Annotated in this window: 15 protein-coding genes; 5 read left to right on the plus strand and 10 right to left on the minus strand. The window is 48.7% G+C overall.

Translation table 11 applies throughout. The features are described from left to right. Positions 1 to 18: 18 nt before the first annotated feature. The gene (gene dinG, locus SAQUA_RS15960; RefSeq protein WP_380680531.1) at positions 19 to 2,220 is read right to left on the minus strand and encodes an ATP-dependent DNA helicase DinG; all 2,202 of its coding nucleotides are present in this window, start codon (positions 2,218 to 2,220) and stop codon (positions 19 to 21) included. A gap of 416 nt (positions 2,221 to 2,636) precedes the next feature. Here dinG and SAQUA_RS15965 point away from each other — a divergent pair, with 416 nt between their 5' ends. Then, positions 2,637 to 3,746: a porin gene (locus SAQUA_RS15965; RefSeq protein WP_380680534.1), complete on the plus strand. Its 1,110-nt coding sequence runs from the start codon at positions 2,637 to 2,639 to the stop codon at positions 3,744 to 3,746. A 190-nt stretch (positions 3,747 to 3,936) separates the two neighbouring features. Here the strand turns inward: SAQUA_RS15965 and SAQUA_RS15970 are convergent, their stop codons facing one another. The 9 genes from SAQUA_RS15970 to SAQUA_RS16010 form a co-directional block, all read right to left on the minus strand. Then, positions 3,937 to 4,248: an AzlD domain-containing protein gene (locus SAQUA_RS15970; protein WP_380680536.1), complete on the minus strand. Its 312-nt coding sequence runs from the start codon at positions 4,246 to 4,248 to the stop codon at positions 3,937 to 3,939. Further along, entirely contained in the window at positions 4,245 to 4,955 is a 711-nt protein-coding gene (locus tag SAQUA_RS15975) for an AzlC family ABC transporter permease (RefSeq protein ID WP_380680539.1), read from the minus strand. The genes SAQUA_RS15970 and SAQUA_RS15975 overlap by 4 nt, the downstream gene beginning before the upstream one ends. A 504-nt stretch (positions 4,956 to 5,459) precedes the next feature. Further along, on the minus strand, positions 5,460 to 5,969 hold the full coding sequence (locus tag SAQUA_RS15980; protein WP_380680542.1) for a fimbrial protein: 510 nt from the start codon (positions 5,967 to 5,969) through the stop codon (positions 5,460 to 5,462). 40 nt (positions 5,970 to 6,009) lie between these two features. Then, positions 6,010 to 7,023: a fimbrial protein gene (locus SAQUA_RS15985; RefSeq protein WP_380680546.1), complete on the minus strand. Its 1,014-nt coding sequence runs from the start codon at positions 7,021 to 7,023 to the stop codon at positions 6,010 to 6,012. A gap of 44 nt (positions 7,024 to 7,067) precedes the next feature. After that, positions 7,068 to 9,620, minus strand: a complete 2,553-nt coding sequence (locus SAQUA_RS15990; protein ID WP_380680549.1) for a fimbria/pilus outer membrane usher protein — start codon at positions 9,618 to 9,620, stop codon at positions 7,068 to 7,070. 116 nt (positions 9,621 to 9,736) lie between these two features. Further along, a complete protein-coding gene (locus SAQUA_RS15995) occupies positions 9,737 to 10,429 on the minus strand; it encodes a molecular chaperone (RefSeq protein WP_380680552.1) in 693 nt (230 codons plus the stop codon). Positions 10,430 to 10,499: 70 nt separating this feature from the next. Next, the gene (locus SAQUA_RS16000) at positions 10,500 to 11,036 is read right to left on the minus strand and encodes a fimbrial protein (protein ID WP_380680555.1); all 537 of its coding nucleotides are present in this window, start codon (positions 11,034 to 11,036) and stop codon (positions 10,500 to 10,502) included. Positions 11,037 to 11,587: 551 nt separating this feature from the next. Continuing rightward, a complete protein-coding gene (locus tag SAQUA_RS16005; RefSeq protein WP_380680558.1) occupies positions 11,588 to 11,872 on the minus strand; it encodes a hypothetical protein in 285 nt (94 codons plus the stop codon). A 661-nt stretch (positions 11,873 to 12,533) separates the two neighbouring features. Beyond that, positions 12,534 to 13,988: an MFS transporter gene (locus SAQUA_RS16010; protein ID WP_380680561.1), complete on the minus strand. Its 1,455-nt coding sequence runs from the start codon at positions 13,986 to 13,988 to the stop codon at positions 12,534 to 12,536. A 103-nt stretch (positions 13,989 to 14,091) separates the two neighbouring features. On the opposite strand from SAQUA_RS16010, the gene SAQUA_RS16015 reads away from it, so the two are divergent. The 4 genes from SAQUA_RS16015 (at position 14,092) to SAQUA_RS16030 (ending at position 16,758) form a co-directional block, all read left to right on the plus strand. Beyond that, positions 14,092 to 14,745 (plus strand): helix-turn-helix transcriptional regulator, encoded by a 654-nt coding sequence (locus SAQUA_RS16015; protein ID WP_380680564.1) that lies wholly within the window; start codon positions 14,092 to 14,094, stop codon positions 14,743 to 14,745. Positions 14,746 to 14,844: 99 nt separating this feature from the next. Continuing rightward, on the plus strand, positions 14,845 to 15,624 hold the full coding sequence (locus SAQUA_RS16020) for a MerR family transcriptional regulator (RefSeq protein ID WP_380680567.1): 780 nt from the start codon (positions 14,845 to 14,847) through the stop codon (positions 15,622 to 15,624). Further along, positions 15,611 to 16,042 (plus strand): nuclear transport factor 2 family protein, encoded by a 432-nt coding sequence (locus SAQUA_RS16025; RefSeq protein WP_380680570.1) that lies wholly within the window; start codon positions 15,611 to 15,613, stop codon positions 16,040 to 16,042. The genes SAQUA_RS16020 and SAQUA_RS16025 overlap by 14 nt, the downstream gene beginning before the upstream one ends. Next, a complete protein-coding gene (locus SAQUA_RS16030) occupies positions 16,042 to 16,758 on the plus strand; it encodes an SDR family NAD(P)-dependent oxidoreductase (protein ID WP_380680573.1) in 717 nt (238 codons plus the stop codon). The genes SAQUA_RS16025 and SAQUA_RS16030 overlap by 1 nt, the downstream gene beginning before the upstream one ends. Positions 16,759 to 16,760 lie beyond the last annotated feature (2 nt).

Consider the following 16,760-nt stretch of genomic DNA (forward strand, 5'->3'; position numbering starts at 1 on the left):
TTCACCCGTCCACAGTGGCTAACGGACGCGGCGACGAGCAAAGGGGTTTTTACCTTTTTTCTCTTTCTTGGTTACCGTGGCGGCAGATTTTAACGCTGCCTGATGTGCCTTATCCGCTTCTGGCACATCCCGCCGTTCGATCGGGAATACCGGCAATGCGGCCAACAGCCGTGAGCCATAGCTTTTCGTCAGCAGACGGCGATCGTAAATCACAATCTCACCGTGGCATTCGTTACTACGGATCAGGCGGCCAACCTGCTGTATCAGGTTGAATGATGCACTTGGCAAGCTTTGCACCTCAAACGGGTGGCGTTTAAGCGACTTCAGCCATTCGCCTTCGGTGAGGATCACCGGGCTGTCAATCGGCGGGAAAGCGATCTTGTGGATATGTACCTGAGTCAATAACTCCCCTTTCAGATCAAGCCCTTCAGCAAACGATTGTAACCCCACCAACACGCTGGCAACCCCCTTTTCGACACGTTTCCGGTGCTCCTCTACCAGCCGATAACGAGGCTGATCGCCCTGCACCAGCAGCATCAGGCGCAGATCGGTCACATAGCTGAGAAACGTCTGCATTGCTCGATGGCTACTAAACAGGATCAGCATGCCCGTATGTTTGCCACTGGCCTGCTCGCCACGGAAAAAACGCGCCATCTCTTCCAGATGCTCTGCCTCGTTAGCTATAGCAGGTTCAAAACGCATGTTTGGGATAACGATTTTCCCTTGTTCGACATGGTTAAACGGCGAATCCAGGGTAACAAAGCGATCGCCAGATTTTTCGTTTAGCCCACTCATCTCTTGCAAACGGGAGAAACTGTTTAGCGAGCGTAGCGTGGCGGAGGTGATCACCACGTGCGGCACCTTGCGCCACAGCATCTTTTCCAGCTGTTCGCTGACACGGATGCCCACACAGTGCAAATACAGATGAGTGACATTATCGCGTACTTCACGCACCACCCACTTGGAGATCGGCGCATTGGATGATTTATCCATTGCAGCCAGCCGCCATAGCTTACTCATGGCTTCCAGATAGCCCAAGGTGCGGCTCATCTGAATAATGGTTCGGTGCAGCCGCACAATATCGTGTTTGCCGGTTTGTTCGGTAAGATCGTTAAGGATGAACTCTGCCAGACCGCGCAAGCCATCCGTCAGTTTAAACAGACGTGCACAGACCGCTACCATCTCAGCAGGCAGTTCACCCATTTCGAACCGATATTCGGCATGACCGCTATCCGGGGGCAAATAGGCGCAGGCCTGGTGTTCAAAAATCTGGATCTGTTCACGCAACTCTTCGCAATGGTTCTTCAACCGTTCACTGTTCGACAAACCCGGCGGATTTTTTGGCCGATACTGGGTCATGCACAACTCCACCTGGCGCACGATCATGTCGAGTTGCAGGTTGGTCCACAGCGCGGTGATCTCACCGTCAATCTCCAGCGCATCCCGCGCAACTTCGGGCAGATGGTGGCCCTCGTCCAATATCAGCAACAACTCTTTCGGATTGGGCAAAACCGACTCGGTTTCCAACGCCGCCATCACCAGCGCGTGGTTAGCCACCACCACATCAGCGGTTTCGATTTCCTTACGCGCGATATAAAACGGGCATTCGCGAATGTAGTAGCAGTTTCGCCCTAGGCAGTTCGCCTTGTCAGTGCTCAACTTACCCCAGAGAGGATCGTCTATCGATTGCGGGTAGTGATCGCGCAGGCCATCCCATTCGTGACGGCTAATGGCTTTCGACAGTTTTTGGCACAACACCTGCTCCTCACCGTTTGAAGGAACCAGTTCATCTTCGTCCAGATAGAGCATTAAATCGCCCTGCTCAGCAACATCGGTGCTCATCGCCGCCAGATTACGCGGGCAGACATAGCGGCCACGGCCAAACGCGCCGGTGAATTTCAGATCGGGGATGATCTTTTTCAACAGCGGTAAATCTTTGCTATAGATCTGATCCTGCAGTGCCACGTTGGCGGTGCTGACCACCAGCGGTTTACTCTCGGCGCGTCCGACGGCAATGCCGGGGATCAGGTAAGAGAGCGTTTTGCCCACCCCTGTGGGTGCCTCAATCGCCAAATGGCGCGGGTAATCGCCGGCAAGCGTCTTGGCAACCTCGGCAATCATCTGCCGTTGCGGTGCTCGGGAAATAAAATCCGGTATTTGCTGTTGCAGTGCTTTGTACCACTGGCCGATCTGATCTTTAACTGCTGAGGAGAGCGCCATTCAACTCTTATCTAAACGAAATGATGTCACCATTGTCCCACAGACCGCCCGCGACGTCAGCTCGAGTTACGGTGGACTTTTCAGCCATGCGCAGCGCCCCGCACTGAATGAACACTCTTCACACCGTGTCGTGGTAACGATCGTCATTGTGCCCTCAGGACGTTATTGAGGTTGATGACAACGTTGCCTTTCAGCACGAAATAGACGCGCCAGCCAGCACGATAACGCGCTTTCAGCAATATAAAACACCTACCTCAGTATTAATTTTTACCATTTAACACGTAAACAAACGCTCTGTCATAAATACATCACACAACTAAGGTAAAAAATGCGTTGTGATAATTCAGGCAGCAAAGTGAAATAACTGTATTACTGATGACAAGCGTCTTTCAATCGTATAAATAACAGGGAACATCATGAAACGTAATCTTCTTGCCGTGATTATTCCGGCACTTTTACTTGCTCAGGCTGCACAGGCTGCAGAAATCTACAATAAAGACGGTAATAAGCTCGATTTTTATGGCCGTGTAAAAGCACTGCATTATTTCTCTGATGATAAAGGCAGCGACGGCGATAAAACTTATGCACGTTTCGGTTTCAAAGGGGCTACCCAAATTAACGATATGCTTACCGGCTACGGCCAGTGGGAATATCAGATCGCCGCAAACCACGCCGAGTCTGACGGTGCCGGTAACGCCAAAGACACCAGAACCCGTCTTGGTTTTGCCGGTCTGAAAGTTAAGGATTTAGGTTCAATCGACTATGGCCGTAACTATGGCGTGGTTTATGACGTCGGCGCATGGACCGATGTGTTGCCTGAGTTCGGTGCTGATTCGTTCGTCAAAACTGACCACTTTATGAATGGCCGTACCAACGGCGTTACAACTTACCGTAACAACGACTTCTTTGGCATGGTTGAGGGCCTGAAGTTCGCCATGCAGCATCAGGGCAGCAACCAAAATGATGGTCGTTCCGACAGCCAGGCCAACGGTACCGGTTTCGGCCTGTCTTCAAGCTATCAGATCATTGATGGCCTGAGTTTTGGCGCAGCTTATGCCTCGTCTAACCGTACCGCTGGCCAGAAAGCCAGTACCTATGGTAAGGGTGATAAAGCCGAGGTTTGGGCGACCGGTTTCAAATATGATGCCAATGGCGTCTATCTGGCTACCACATTTGCTGAAACTCGCAACATGAGATCCATTTCAGTTCCCACCACCGTTAATAACGTTACGACTAAAGTAAGTGGTTTTGCCAATAAAACCCAGAACGTGGAAGTGGTTGCACAGTATCTGTTCGACTTTGGCCTGAAGCCATCGCTGGCTTATGTTCAGTCTAAAGGCAAAGATATTGAAAATGGTGTCGGTGACGCAGATCTGGTTAAATATTTTGATGTAGGCGTTATCTATTACTTCAACAAAAACATGTCAACCATTGTAGACTATAAAATCAATCGTCTGGGTGATGACAACAAGCTGGGTCTGAATAACGATAACGTAGCTGCCGTTGCTCTGACCTATCAGTTCTGATTAAGGTTTTAAAATATACCACCACTGCAAATTATAGCTTCGGCTATTTCTAAGCGTTATTTTGCCGGGCTGCTGCGCCCGGCTTTTTGATTTGCACTTTTCTCTTCGAACAGGGCCTATTTTCTCTTAATGCGGTTATTAGCAAGCAAAGTGAAAATCTGCTTACCCACCAGCGTTTCATCCTGAGGGTTTACCACACCGTACGCAGCAGGATAAACATCAACATACTCAGCACCACCACTACCAGCATATTGCGCAGGAAATAGGCCAGAACGATGGCGAATAACGCCCCCCACAGGTAAGGGTTTTCAACAACAGGGCGCCACTCATCTCCGTTAAATGCAATGATCGGCCCACTGATGGCAGTCAATACTGCGGGTACCGAGAAGCTCAACAGGGTTCTCATCCGCTGTGACAGACGCACCGGCAGGTTGGGGGCCAGAAAACAGTAGCGGTTGAAAAAGAGGATCACGCCCATCAGCACAATAGTCAGCCAGATCATTCTCTTCCCCTGCTGCAAAATAAACCAACCAACATCGCCACCACAGTAGCGATAATCAGTGCGCCCGGAACCTGATAGTGGTGCAAGCCAATAGACAGCACCAGCGCAGTTAATACGCAGGCCAAAACCGGCAGATTACGCACCAGAGGCACCACGATAGCGATAAAGGTGGCGGCAATAGAAAAATCAAGCCCAAAGCTGCCGAGATCGCTGACGCTACTGGCGGCCAATACGCCAAGCAAGGTCGCCAGGAACCAGCAAAGATAAAATGCCAAACCGGCACCTAACGCATACCAGCGGTTGAAACGCGCCGGGCCGTGCTCGCCCGTCAGGGCAAACAATTCGTCAGTCAGCAGGAATGCCAGCACAACACGCCATTTAAGCGGCAATGGCGCAATACATTCCCGCAAGCGCAAACCGTAAAGAAAATGCTGGGCCGTCACAAAAAAAGTCGATACCAGAATGGCCAACAAACCTGCTCCAGACTTGAGCATGCCCATAGCGACTAGTTGCGATGCCCCGGCAAAAACAATCGCCGACATCCCCAAACCTTCCGCCGCCGTCAGGCCGCTCTCGATGGCCATTGAGCCCGCCAGAATACCCCAGGGTAATACGGCCAGACACAGCGGTAAGATCGCCATAGCCCCCTGCAACGCCGGTCGCAGACGCTGCATTGGCGCTTCCGCAAGTGTGGATTGGTAAGTCAAAAAGTTCACTCCCTTGATCTGCAAATTGATTCGATGTTTCCTGATAAAATTTCTATCCGATGATGTTGGGTAGCATCGGCGGCAACTGCTCAATTGCACAGACAGTCGCATAAGCGGCTTAGGCTGTCATCCTAATGATGAAATTGTACAAAAAACAGTTATAAGACACAGCCTAAATAACCATAAGAAACTGAATGCAACAAAATCGCGGGGTCGATGATAGTGAGGTGGCAGCGGTGTTGATACTATTGAAGGTGCCGACGCAGATACGGCGCACAGGTGAAACCACCAGAGACAGCGGGGGCAGGCAAGACAGGCATGGTCGCCTGTCGTAGCCAGCAGGTCTACTCAACTTAAACCCCGCATATAAACCATTATACCCTTCATACTTCAAGTTGCATGGGTGTTGGCTACGTCCGTTCGCACCAGTCACATAGTGGGCTATGCTCCTGGCGACTCTCGGACTTGCCGCCTACATGCAACTCGAATTATTTTGGGTATATGTCAATTATAAGAAACCGTAAAACTGACATCTGCATTAGCTGCGCCTTCGGTTACCGTCCCTGTAGACTGATAAGCGGCATAAAACGTTAACGTTGTCTCTTGTGTTGTAGACACACTTTTTCCCGATGACGCCGTATTGATTGGGATAAGAGAGGTTTTGTCGCTGTCATAAATGGCAACGCCTACATTTTGTGCTCCCCCTGGCTGGAGGGCTAAAAGTTGCGGATTGCCTGCGTCAATGTCACCTTCAAACGTCACCTGAACATCATCGTAATTGTTGGGACAATTATCAAGTTTGATCATAAAGGGCTGCAATGGCGTTTTTTTCCCTACACTGTTTAAATAACCGGTACTGAATGTTCCTAATGGTACCGTCTGATTGTTGCCAAAAGAAACGGAGCAGGACGCATTTTTGATTATCCCTGTGATGTTGAAAATAACATCCGCTGCCTGAAGCGTAGAAGTACAACTAATCAATAAGAAAGCGAAACTTTTCCAGAATATACGCATTATTGTTCTCTCTTGTTTATTGATCGCTTAGCCGCAACCATTATTGATAGGAAAAGGTCACGGTTGCTGCAGCATTTGCATTCCCGGGGGTGACTGATTGCTGGGTTCGGATATATCTAAAACTCAGAGGTACAGAAACCTGTTGGGCAGCCATCGTTGTTTTTCCCCCAACCTGAAACTGGTTAGGGTTATTTTTTGATGAGCTGTCCAACCCTAATGACTTGGCAATCGCTTCATTATTATAAAAAACCTGCACACCGACACCTTGAGCCGTAGAATCCGGTGTAAGTTGAATAATATTTGAGGTATTAGCAGAGTTTGAGGCATCAGAAACCGTCATCCAAGGCGTCACCCCTGAATCACAACTCAACTCTACCGCGGTTGAATATTCACCAAAGTTGCCATTAACCGGCGGTAATTCCTCGGGGGAAAACTCCCCTAATGGAATAGATACGTTTTTAGCGGTGGCAACCTGACAAGCAAGCGCATTCACATTTATTGTGGTGGAGTTTACATAGATTGCAGCCTGTGCTGTCAGAATAGATGTACTCCGATAACATTTGAAATCAGCAATTTTTTGCTGGGGAAACGCCATAGCACCAACACCAAGACTACCCGGCAATTTTACAAATGCAAATCGGACGTTAGCTCCTAAACTGATTGAGCCAGTTTGCCCTGTTGCAAATGGATATACTGTCTTTTGAGTGTCAGTTAGAGGAGTCCAACTCGCTGCATTAGTATCTTTGGCTCCCATAACCCAGCCGATACCTGGCATATTAGAGGCAAAAATACTATACGTTACGCCATCAATTTGTGCTGTATAGCCTGATAATGGTGATGATGACTCGATCACCGCCTTATTCATATTTGAGGAGTATTCGCAAAAACGCGCCTGACTGCCTGTGGCATTCCACGTTCCGGTCAATAAGTTAAAATCGGTTACTGCATCTGCCGGGTTAGTATACTGGATAGTTGGCGGTGATAAGGTCAAGTCCGCACTGTATCCAATTACCGAGTATGTTGTCATTAATAAGGATAAGAGTAATTTTTTCATTACATATCGCTCTCTAATTATTTGTGTCTGAAAAGGGATAACATTCAAGCCGCAGTGCAGGTGGCGGTGAGTTGCAGTACTGGCTGTTGTTTATTGTCAGGTAACACAAAGTTGGCCCAACACTGCCGGTCATTTCCCTCACCCCATTTCACATGCAAACGCCCTTTTTCAGGTAATCCATTCAGGTAGACTTCACCGTGTTCACCAACGATGCCGGTTATCGCTTCACTGCTGCTATTGTTGTTTTCAACGACAACAATGGCACCAAAGGGTAATGCGGTTCCGTTACGGGTTAATTTAATCAACGCCCGCCAACCCACTTGTGTCTTAAAGTCGGCCCTAACGACCGCGCCACGAGTCGGAACAACTGAAGCACTGTTATTCACCAGATCGACATGATCCCCAAGTGTCTCCACATTGAGTTGAACTCTGTTTCGTTGATAAGGCGTTAAATAAGGAACCACGGCATAACCCTGCGCGTTTGTCATCACCCCGGTGCGCCCCTGAACAGCAACATCATTTGCATCCGGCGCCCTGACGAGAGCCACGGTTTCACCTAACTGTTGAGAAGCGGTTATCCCGTCCTCATGCACGACTAACCCGCCGTACAGGCCATAGTTAATCCGCTGAGAATGTGCGCTGTAGCTGTAACCACCGTTTAGCGTACCGTTTCGCCCGGTGTAAGATGCTGAGGCGTTACCACTGCTTTGTTGGCCTTTGTTGCCATAGCTTTGTTGAACGCCATAATTCAATTTATTATCAAGAGCCTGGCCACTCATACCGAGCTGCATATTACTCATACCGCGATTATCACGACTCATCGATGTCGAGATTCGGCCACCAGATGTCAACGCATCAAATGGAAGACTCATATTGAAAGCGAACTGCTGGTTAGCTGAATTATTACCCGGTAGCTCACTGTAGGTATAATTGAAGCCATAGGTGATCTTTCCCCAGTTAGCGTTATATCCGGCACTCACCGTGGTTTCCTGTCCTTGTCGTCCCCAGAAATCTTGCTGGTAAGCATTGACGAACAACGAGCCATACGAACCGAGCGTTTGGCTGATATTCGCTTGAACACGAGAACGTTTATTGAAATGCGTACGCGCCTGATAATAATCGTTCGCTTCAGCGAAATCATAATATCCTTCCGTGGAATAACGATAGCCGGCTAGCGTGACAGTCGTACCACTGTTCAGTAAACTCTTGGCATATTGAAAACGATAGGACTGCCCTTGATATAATGAGTCTGTCGCTTCACCGTTAAATTGTGTTCTTGCGTTGGTAACATCAAAAGAAAATGCGCCCGCATCGCCTAAATTCAAGCCGGTTCCGAGTACCATCGCCTGATAGTCAGGTGAGTATAATCCACCACCATACAATGTAGCATTCCATGGTAAACCATATATCAATGTTGACTGAACAAAATAAGGCGCTTTAATTTGTTCAGCGTTAGTCCGGTATTTCCCCCCAGCCAAGGAATATTTTAGTTGACCTTCACGTTGCATAATAGGCACCGAAGAAAACGGCACGACAAAGGTTCTCTCACTGCCATCCATCTCTTCTACTGTGACATCCAGATTGCCGCTGGCCGATGTCGGATAGAGATCGGTTATTTCAAATGGCCCTGTTGATACATAGGTCTGATAGATAATATAGCCATTTTGTCTAACAGTAATCTTGGCATTGCTTTGAGCAATACCTCTCACCACCGGGGCAAAACCACGTAAACTGTAAGGTAACATGCTGTCATCAGAGGCAAGGCTGGCACCCGTAAATGACACACTGTCAAAAATGTTTCCTGAGGTTGACGTTTCCCCTATCGTAAACTGACTCTTGAGTAGTGCAATATCCCGTTCTAAGTAAGTATTGATACTTTCCCAATGGTGGCCGTCATTATTCTGAGAATAGACAGAATAATTACGCAAGCGCCATGCGTCGAGGTTTAACCCACTACGCAAGCTTAGAAAGTTGGCATGCTGTACTTCATTTTTTTTCTGCCAGGTTTTAGAACCGGTGAAACCATAGTTTAGTGTCAATGCTGTAATGCCTTGATCCCACTGTTCTGGGGATACATAACCCCGCGCGGTTGATTTCATCGCAATCTGTGGAATATTCAGCAGCAATTTTTGCTGTGGCAAATCAAGTTTTGTCGTAGCGCCAGTAATATACTCTACCAGTGACGTAACTACGGTATCGTCAGTAAGATCAGAGAATTCAGATGACGCTTTCGGGTTTAGTCCCCAATCGACCAGCTGTTGTTTGGTCAATTCAGGAAGTAACTGATTAGCATCATTAGCAATAAAATTAATGGTATTCAAACCAACGGGTTCGTTATTTATATAGACATCCACCATATAGGTGCCCGGCAATTGCCCTTCAGATTGAGCAAAAGCCGACAGGCTGTCAATATCAGCAATAGATTGCATGCCTCTTTTATCCAGAGAGCTGGGGCTAAAGTAATCACTGGCCCTGGCATTCTTCACCCACTCTCCTGAGCATAATGCAGCGGCGATCAATAATGAAAGAGGGAAATAACGAAATCCTTTCGTCGATAAACAATTATTTTTATTATTAGAAGCGTTGGTTTTTTTCATGATAATCTATCACTTACCGAATATACGTTACTTTCTGTTTACTACCAGGCACGATGAATACTCCTCCACTTTATATGTAATAGAGGGGGAGTCACCCAGACAGTCGTGAATACATTTTATTTTTTAACGTGAGTATTCACAGCGGTTCTAGCACCATAATCATTAATCACAGACCAGTTTATCTGTAATTCAGAGGATGAGGCCACAGCAGGGATAGACCAGCTCTTTTCACTCATCGGGGCAATCATCCCAGGGTTTGGCAGTTCACGACCGTTTATATTCAATGAACCCATTGAAATATAGAATGGTGTCGGGTTCTTGGCAAAAACCTGATTTCCAGCACGATAGAAACTCACTTTCTTATAAGATCCCACCGCATCTTGTGTCGTTAACGATGCTGGGCGATAAAACAATTTAACACGGCTATTTACTGAAATGTTTAATTGGTTTTTTGCATTCGGATCCGATGTTGGTATCGATTTTATATTAAGCCAAAAAACAGATTCACGGTTATCAGGCAAATTACCGGTTTTAACGATCCTCAATGCACTGGATGAGTCTGCATTTAAGCGAAACAAAGGAGGTGTAACAATAAAAGGAATGTCACGAGCCTCTTGCTGCTCGATATTACTTAGCCAGGATTGAATTAAATAAGGTGAATTATCCGGATTGCGAATAGAAACAGAAAGTTCTTTCCTGTTCTCATCATAAATAAACCGAGTTCCGCCGATCACGACTCCAGCATAACTTTCAAATGTTAATACCAATAAGAATAACCCAATAAAAGGCTTGATGTATTTTGATAACACGGATTGTCTGCTCCTCAAAAATATGTCTATTGGTTCCACCCTGACTAGATGGAACCAATATACTCAGTGATTACTCGTAAGAGATATCAAGAGTAACGTCTGCATTAGCGGCACCTTCACCGACTGAACTGCCCGTTGTCATATAGCTGGCATAGAAAGTGTAATCGCCAGTTTGCGCAGTCAATGGGATGGATACAGTACGATCATTAGGTGAAATGATGTCAGCAGTATTAGAAGATTTGTAAATGCCGATGCCGACATTGCTTGCTGTTTCTACGCCAGTATCAATAGCGAACAGCTCTGGATTGGTGGCATCAACTGCTCCACTAAAACGAATGTTTGCCTGGGTCATATTCGGGCAGTTTGACAGGCTGATGGTGATAGGTTTGAGATCGGTTGTTGCACCAACATTGTTTTGATAGCTGGCAGTGCTCCAGGTATCCAGGTTTACGCTAACTGAATTGCTGCTGTTAGCTTGTGAGCCGTTAATATTGATTTCACAAGGGGCATCAGTAAATGCACCAGAAAAATGAATAGTGCCATCGATAGCGCTAGCAGCGTTGGTTAATGCTAACAGGGATACAGCAATGATTGTCTTTTTCATCATACTTCCATTCTAACGTTTACGTTGTAACTTTAAAGAAGAGTTGCAGGAAACTTCTTCTTACCGTTCGTTTAAGAGGATATTTACCCTCTAACCTTAATGTATTTTTTATCAGAGAAACGCGTTCATTTTCAGTCTCTCATGTAAATGTAATGCCTGGTTTAGAATATAGCTTATTAATCTCCTTGTGTTTATGTAAATAATAAAATTACAATGTGGTTAACTCTTTATCTGGGAGGGGATTTTACACAAGTCATAATTATTAACCATGCGATATTACTTATTATCTTGATGCCTCATTCCTACAGCTGTATGAATAATCTTGGTAATGGGGGAGGTTAAATTCCAATAGAACAAAATGTACGCTAGTGAAGTAACTGTCTGATATATAGCAACATGATAGACATAGAGAAACGCCATCAATACGGTGTATTTTTAATCGAAAGTGCATTTAATGGATACCCATATCCGTTAATCGATTTTTCAGACGATTATTTTTCCTTACTCCGTGAGGGATTCAGGTTCGATTACGTCATCCGCATGAAAGGAAATATTCAAGTGACAGGCTGCAAATGACACAGTGGTCCTATCAATACCCGGCTTCCACCGTTTGAGTCTGCGACGGCATCGCATAAATCGGGCATTGAACGGCTCAATGAGAATGCACATTCGGCAAGGATCAGGCCTGTTGCACCGCCGGCGGAAAATCCTACGAAACCAATCTGGTCAGCGTCGATATGTGATGAGAGCGCTGGTAACCTGAGCGTTTCTGTCAAACGGCTGAGATCTGCATAGTGCGGCCATAGATAAATAGTGCTGGTTGAACTGGCACGGCTCAATTATCCCCTGGACGGATCCATACTGACTACGATATATCCCTGCCGTGCCTGCCCAGAGAGGAAACAAGGTCATAATGCCCCCACATGCTTCCGCTACTCCCGTGAGATAGTAATATCGACGGGTAACACTTCTCTCCGACAGATGCCTAACGGAGGCATACACTTGGTATGGGCTAGGCTGCGAACCAGGAAAAAATGCGGCAGCTTACATCGGGCGATATTCAACAAAACCCTCAATCTCAAAGGTCTTGAGCCCCACAGCATTAATACTGGCGGCTTTTACGTCTACTGCGCAGATAAAAAGTTTGCTGACAGTTTCTTCAAAAACATATCGTTAAATCCAATGGGTAAGCTAAGTTGCACAGCCGAACTCCGTTACATTGGAGCTATCGACCTAGGCTGTGTCCCTTAATTGCACGCGAGCGCCGCTGGCGGTCATTTGCGCACAGAGCAAGGCGAGAGCCGCGAGGTTTGGTGGACCAAATAAGCGGCGAACAACGCCGCAATGCGCGCAAATGGCCCCAGCCCGAAGGGTCGCGCCCCAAAAGCCCGTTTTCTGTGTTGTCGGGCTTGAACAGAGGGCCACTCTGCCCTTCACCCTCCGCCTTGATAACGGGCTTTTGGGTCTGCGACGGCACCACGGGCAATTAAGGGACACAGCCTAATACTCTCCAGAAACTGGCGTTGGTAAAGGTTCACCCGCCCCACTCTCTGGCAGCGCGATCGCCGCACTGCGCCAGGCAGTATAGATCGCCAGCAAAGGTGCTACGGCAAACGCCAGAAATAACCAGTGGGCTGAGTTGGTCGCTCCGGCAACACCACCTGGCGAATTGAACACGGCAAGATTGGTCACCATCCCAGCTAACGCAGCACCAAGCGCGGTAGCGAACATCTGCACCGTAGTAATAGACGCACCAGCGATACTTTTATCTTCCTGAGGCGTTACCTGCAAGACGCGAGTCAGTAAATGTGGCCAGCCGAAACCGATGCCAAAACCAACCAGCGTCAGGGCAACCATAATCGGCCACAGCGCCAGCCAATGGCCGCTGGAGGACGTTGGCACCAGTATCGCCAATGCCAGTAACCCGATCAACACCAGGATCGGTCCACTGATGATCGCCCGGCGGATCCCAGCACTACGCCAGCCGGAACTAAGAATTTCAGCCAGCGTCCAGCCTGCAGCCATCATCGCTGCCATGTAACCAGAAATCAGCGGTGATTGCCCGTGTAAGGTTTGCAGGAAGTAAGGGACAAAAATCTCACTGGTCATACCGATCACCAGCAATAAGACCGTTATATATAACGAAGCGAGTGCCGAACCCCGGCGCAGTGCTGAATAAGGTAACAGGCGTGCGGCGGAATATTCTTCACGGCGAATAAGCCAAACCATCATTAACAGCGCCAGAATAATGCCACCGACGTTAACCCAACCACTATCAGCCAGGCTGCCTGCAGAAACCACCAGCACTGCCCCGGCCAGTAACAACAGTTGTATCACAGGTAATGGTGCCGCTTGCTGCTGTAATTCCCCCTTAGGCAAAGTATGGAAAGTAAAAGCGGCATACAGCAGCATAATTGGCAGCAGGATACCAAATGCCCAGCGCCAGGCGTTCAACTCGGCAAAGATCCCACCGACGGCTGGCCCCACCAGGGTGGCGATCCCCCACATGGCAGAAATCAGTGCCATCGCACGTGGCCAGAGCCGCTGTTCAAATACCAGACTCACCATGGCGTATGACAGTGCAAAAATAAGTCCGCCGCCAAAACCTTGTACAGTGCGGCCAATCAGCATCACCGGCATTGAAGGCGCCAACGCACATAACATGGCCCCGATGATAAAGAACAACGAAGCCACCAGGTAGGCACCGCGCGCACCATAGTGGCTGAGCAGGCGCGCCGACAAAGCAGAACCCAGTATTGAAGCGACTACAAACAGCGTGGTATTCCAGGCATAGAGATCCAACCCACCAATATCTTGTACAACGGAGGGCAGGATCGTGGTCGCGACCAGAATATTAGTCGCGTGGAGTCCAACACCAAGCGACAGGGCCAGAGCACTTGCAGCATTTTGCCCAGAAAAGAGATCTCCCCAACGGCTTTTATCATCGGTTTTCACATTTATCGTCCTGTATTCAGAGATATGATATTGAGTTGAGTGTTATATTAAGTTAAATTTAACAAGTAATATCTTGGAATAAGTAAGACCGAGGTGATGTGATATGTCAAGAATAAACTTGGAAAATGGGGAGTGCGCAGCACGTTCGGTCAGTGAGCGCCTGCTGAAGCTATTAAAAACCCAGGGCCCTCAACAAGCCTCCGAGGCAGGAAAAGTACTTGGCACCACTGGGGAAGCCGCCCGTCAGCAATTCGTCAAACTGGCAAAAGAAGGTCTGGTCGAAGCCAAAGCCGAAACGCGTGGGGTTGGTCGTCCGGTGCAGCTTTGGCAATTGACCTCTGCCGGTAACGCCCGTTTTCCCGATGCACATGCCGAATTAACGGCGCAACTGCTACGTACGGTACGCGACAAGCTGGGTGAACAAGCGATAGATTTGCTGATCGACTGCCGCGAACAGGAAACGCGCATCAACTATAAGCAAGCGATGATAGGTGCAAACAACCTGGCTGAACGCGTCTCCCGTCTGACGGATATCCGCTGCCGCGAGGGCTATATGGCCGAATGCAGTGAGTTGAAAAATGGCGCGTTTCTGCTGGTAGAAAACCATTGCCCAATCTGTTCCGCAGCTACGGTCTGCCAAGGATTCTGCCGCGCCGAACTGCGGGTATTTGCTGAAGTGTTACAAGCGCAGGTAGAACGCATCGAACATGTTCTGACCGGCTCCCGCCGCTGTGCTTTTCGGATTTCAATGCTGTAATTCCTCTCTGCAAAAGTTGTACAAGAAATTTTTTTTTGTACAACTTGCCATTCACCGACTATGGTTAATTCACCAAGTGGCTGAGGTGGGGTATGCGGAATGGCGTTGTACACAATTAGTGAAGTTGCAGAGCTTTGCGAGATTAACCCCGTCACATTGCGCGCTTGGCAACGTCGCTATGGCTTATTGAAGCCGCAACGTAGCGAGGGTGGGCATCGCCAGTTCAATGAGCAGGACGTTGCACGTATCCATACCATTATCAGTTGGATGGAACGCGGCGTTCCTGTCAGCCAGATAAAACCCTTGCTGGATAATCCAACCGCGATTGAGCACGATATTAACTGGAACGGACTACAACAACAGTTGCAGGCACTGCTACACATTCCTGCCCCCGCTAAATTGCGCAGCTGTCTGTTTGAGCAGGGCCGCGAATACCCACCACAGATCCTCATCAACCACGTGTTACGTCCGTTACGTATGCAATTATTCGGTCCGCATGAACTGTTCCAGGCGTTACGCGCCCTGCTGGATGGCATCATCATCGAATACGCGACCTTTTGCATGAACAGCTCGCGTAAAAAAGCCGGTAAAACCGCTCTGCTGCTGGGTTGGGGCAAAAACGACCCGATTGAACTGTGGATGCACGCCATCGTGCTGGCGAAAGCGGGCATGCACCTCGATATTCTGCCCGAAGCGCTAGAGCATCCACCGCTTAGCCTATTCAAGGCCGATCGTTATTTTATCGCTACCGAAGGTTCTCTTAATACCTACCGGCGCAAACAGTTGGCTGCCTGGCGTCTGACCGGCCTGGATATAACGCTGGTTGGCAGTACGGCGTTACTGGCTGAACACGTGGAGCACAACAATGGGAACGTCTGAGACGCTTATGACCCGCTTTTCGCAGCTTTATACTTCGCTCGATGATGCTGCGTTAGATTCATTGTATGAGGTTTACCACTGCTCGATTCAGTTTATCGATCCCTTAGGAGAACATCGTGGCCTAAAGGCACTAGATAACTATTTTCGCCAGCTACTCACCAACGTGAGTTACTGCCATTTTTCCCTGACCGACGTGCAATATGACGAAAATCAGGCGGCGGTGTGTTGGCAAATGAAGTATGCCCACCCGCGTCTAGAGCGGGGGCGTGAGCTCACGCTTGAAGGCATCAGTCGGCTACGTTTTGCCGACCAAAGGATCATTTATCAACGGGACTACTACGATATGGGTGCCATGCTCTACGAGCACATCCCACTGCTTGGGAAAATAGTACTAGGCATAAAACGGAGGATGCAGTAATGAAGCGTGTACTGATCACCGGGGCAAGCTCCGGCATCGGGCAACAGTTAGCCTTGGATTATGCAGCGCACGGCTGGCAGGTCACTGCATGCGGTCGCAATGAAACCCGGTTGGCTGCCTTGCGCGAGCAACATTCGGCAATCACCCCCCTCTGCTTCGATGTCACCGATCTGGTCGCTACCCGTGAAGCTCTGGCAACAAGTACAGCGGAATTGGTGATCCTTTGTGCAGGAACCTGCGAATACCTAAACGACGGTGTAGTGGATGCAGAACTGGTCGCACGCGTGCTCAGCACCAACCTACTGGGGCCGGTCAATTGCCTTGATGCCTTGTTACCCCGGTTGCAGGCCGGTTCACGGGTAGCTCTAGTGGGTTCAACCGCCAGCCTGGTGCCCTTGCCACGGGCGGAAGCCTATGGAGCCTCGAAAGCCGCGCTGGCCTATTTTGCACGCAGCTTGGCGGTGGACCTGACAAAGCGTGGTATCAGCATTTCCCTGATACTCCCCGGTTTTGTTGCTACTCCGCTGACGGATCGTAACGACTTCGCTATGCCGATGATCATTACACCCGCTCAAGCATCAACTTATATCCGTCAGGGACTGGCTAAAGGCCGTGCCGAGATCGCCTTTCCTCCGGTGTTCGCGGCTCTGTTACGGATAACAGCAATACTGCCCCAGGCGCTACAGCGCTGGCTGGCAAAACGTATGGTGAGGTAAAA

The sequence above is a fragment of the Serratia aquatilis genome (genome assembly GCF_044865145.1).
Taxonomy (GTDB): domain Bacteria; phylum Pseudomonadota; class Gammaproteobacteria; order Enterobacterales; family Enterobacteriaceae; genus Chania; species Chania aquatilis.

Bases quoted from the DNA above. Each gene is read 5' to 3' on its own strand.
- SAQUA_RS15985 (WP_380680546.1), bottom strand. From the start codon at position 7,023: ATGAAAAAATTACTCTTATCCTTATTAATGACAACATACTCGGTAATT.
- SAQUA_RS16015 (WP_380680564.1), top strand. From the start codon at position 14,092: ATGTCAAGAATAAACTTGGAAAATGGGGAGTGCGCAGCACGTTCGGTC.
- SAQUA_RS15970 (WP_380680536.1), bottom strand. From the start codon at position 4,248: ATGATCTGGCTGACTATTGTGCTGATGGGCGTGATCCTCTTTTTCAAC.
- SAQUA_RS15990 (WP_380680549.1), bottom strand. From the start codon at position 9,620: ATGAAAAAAACCAACGCTTCTAATAATAAAAATAATTGTTTATCGACG.
- SAQUA_RS16030 (WP_380680573.1), top strand. From the start codon at position 16,042: ATGAAGCGTGTACTGATCACCGGGGCAAGCTCCGGCATCGGGCAACAG.
- SAQUA_RS15980 (WP_380680542.1), bottom strand. From the start codon at position 5,969: ATGCGTATATTCTGGAAAAGTTTCGCTTTCTTATTGATTAGTTGTACT.
- SAQUA_RS16025 (WP_380680570.1), top strand. From the start codon at position 15,611: ATGGGAACGTCTGAGACGCTTATGACCCGCTTTTCGCAGCTTTATACT.
- dinG (WP_380680531.1), bottom strand. From the start codon at position 2,220: ATGGCGCTCTCCTCAGCAGTTAAAGATCAGATCGGCCAGTGGTACAAA.
- SAQUA_RS16000 (WP_380680555.1), bottom strand. From the start codon at position 11,036: ATGATGAAAAAGACAATCATTGCTGTATCCCTGTTAGCATTAACCAAC.
- SAQUA_RS15965 (WP_380680534.1), top strand. From the start codon at position 2,637: ATGAAACGTAATCTTCTTGCCGTGATTATTCCGGCACTTTTACTTGCT.
- SAQUA_RS16020 (WP_380680567.1), top strand. From the start codon at position 14,845: ATGGCGTTGTACACAATTAGTGAAGTTGCAGAGCTTTGCGAGATTAAC.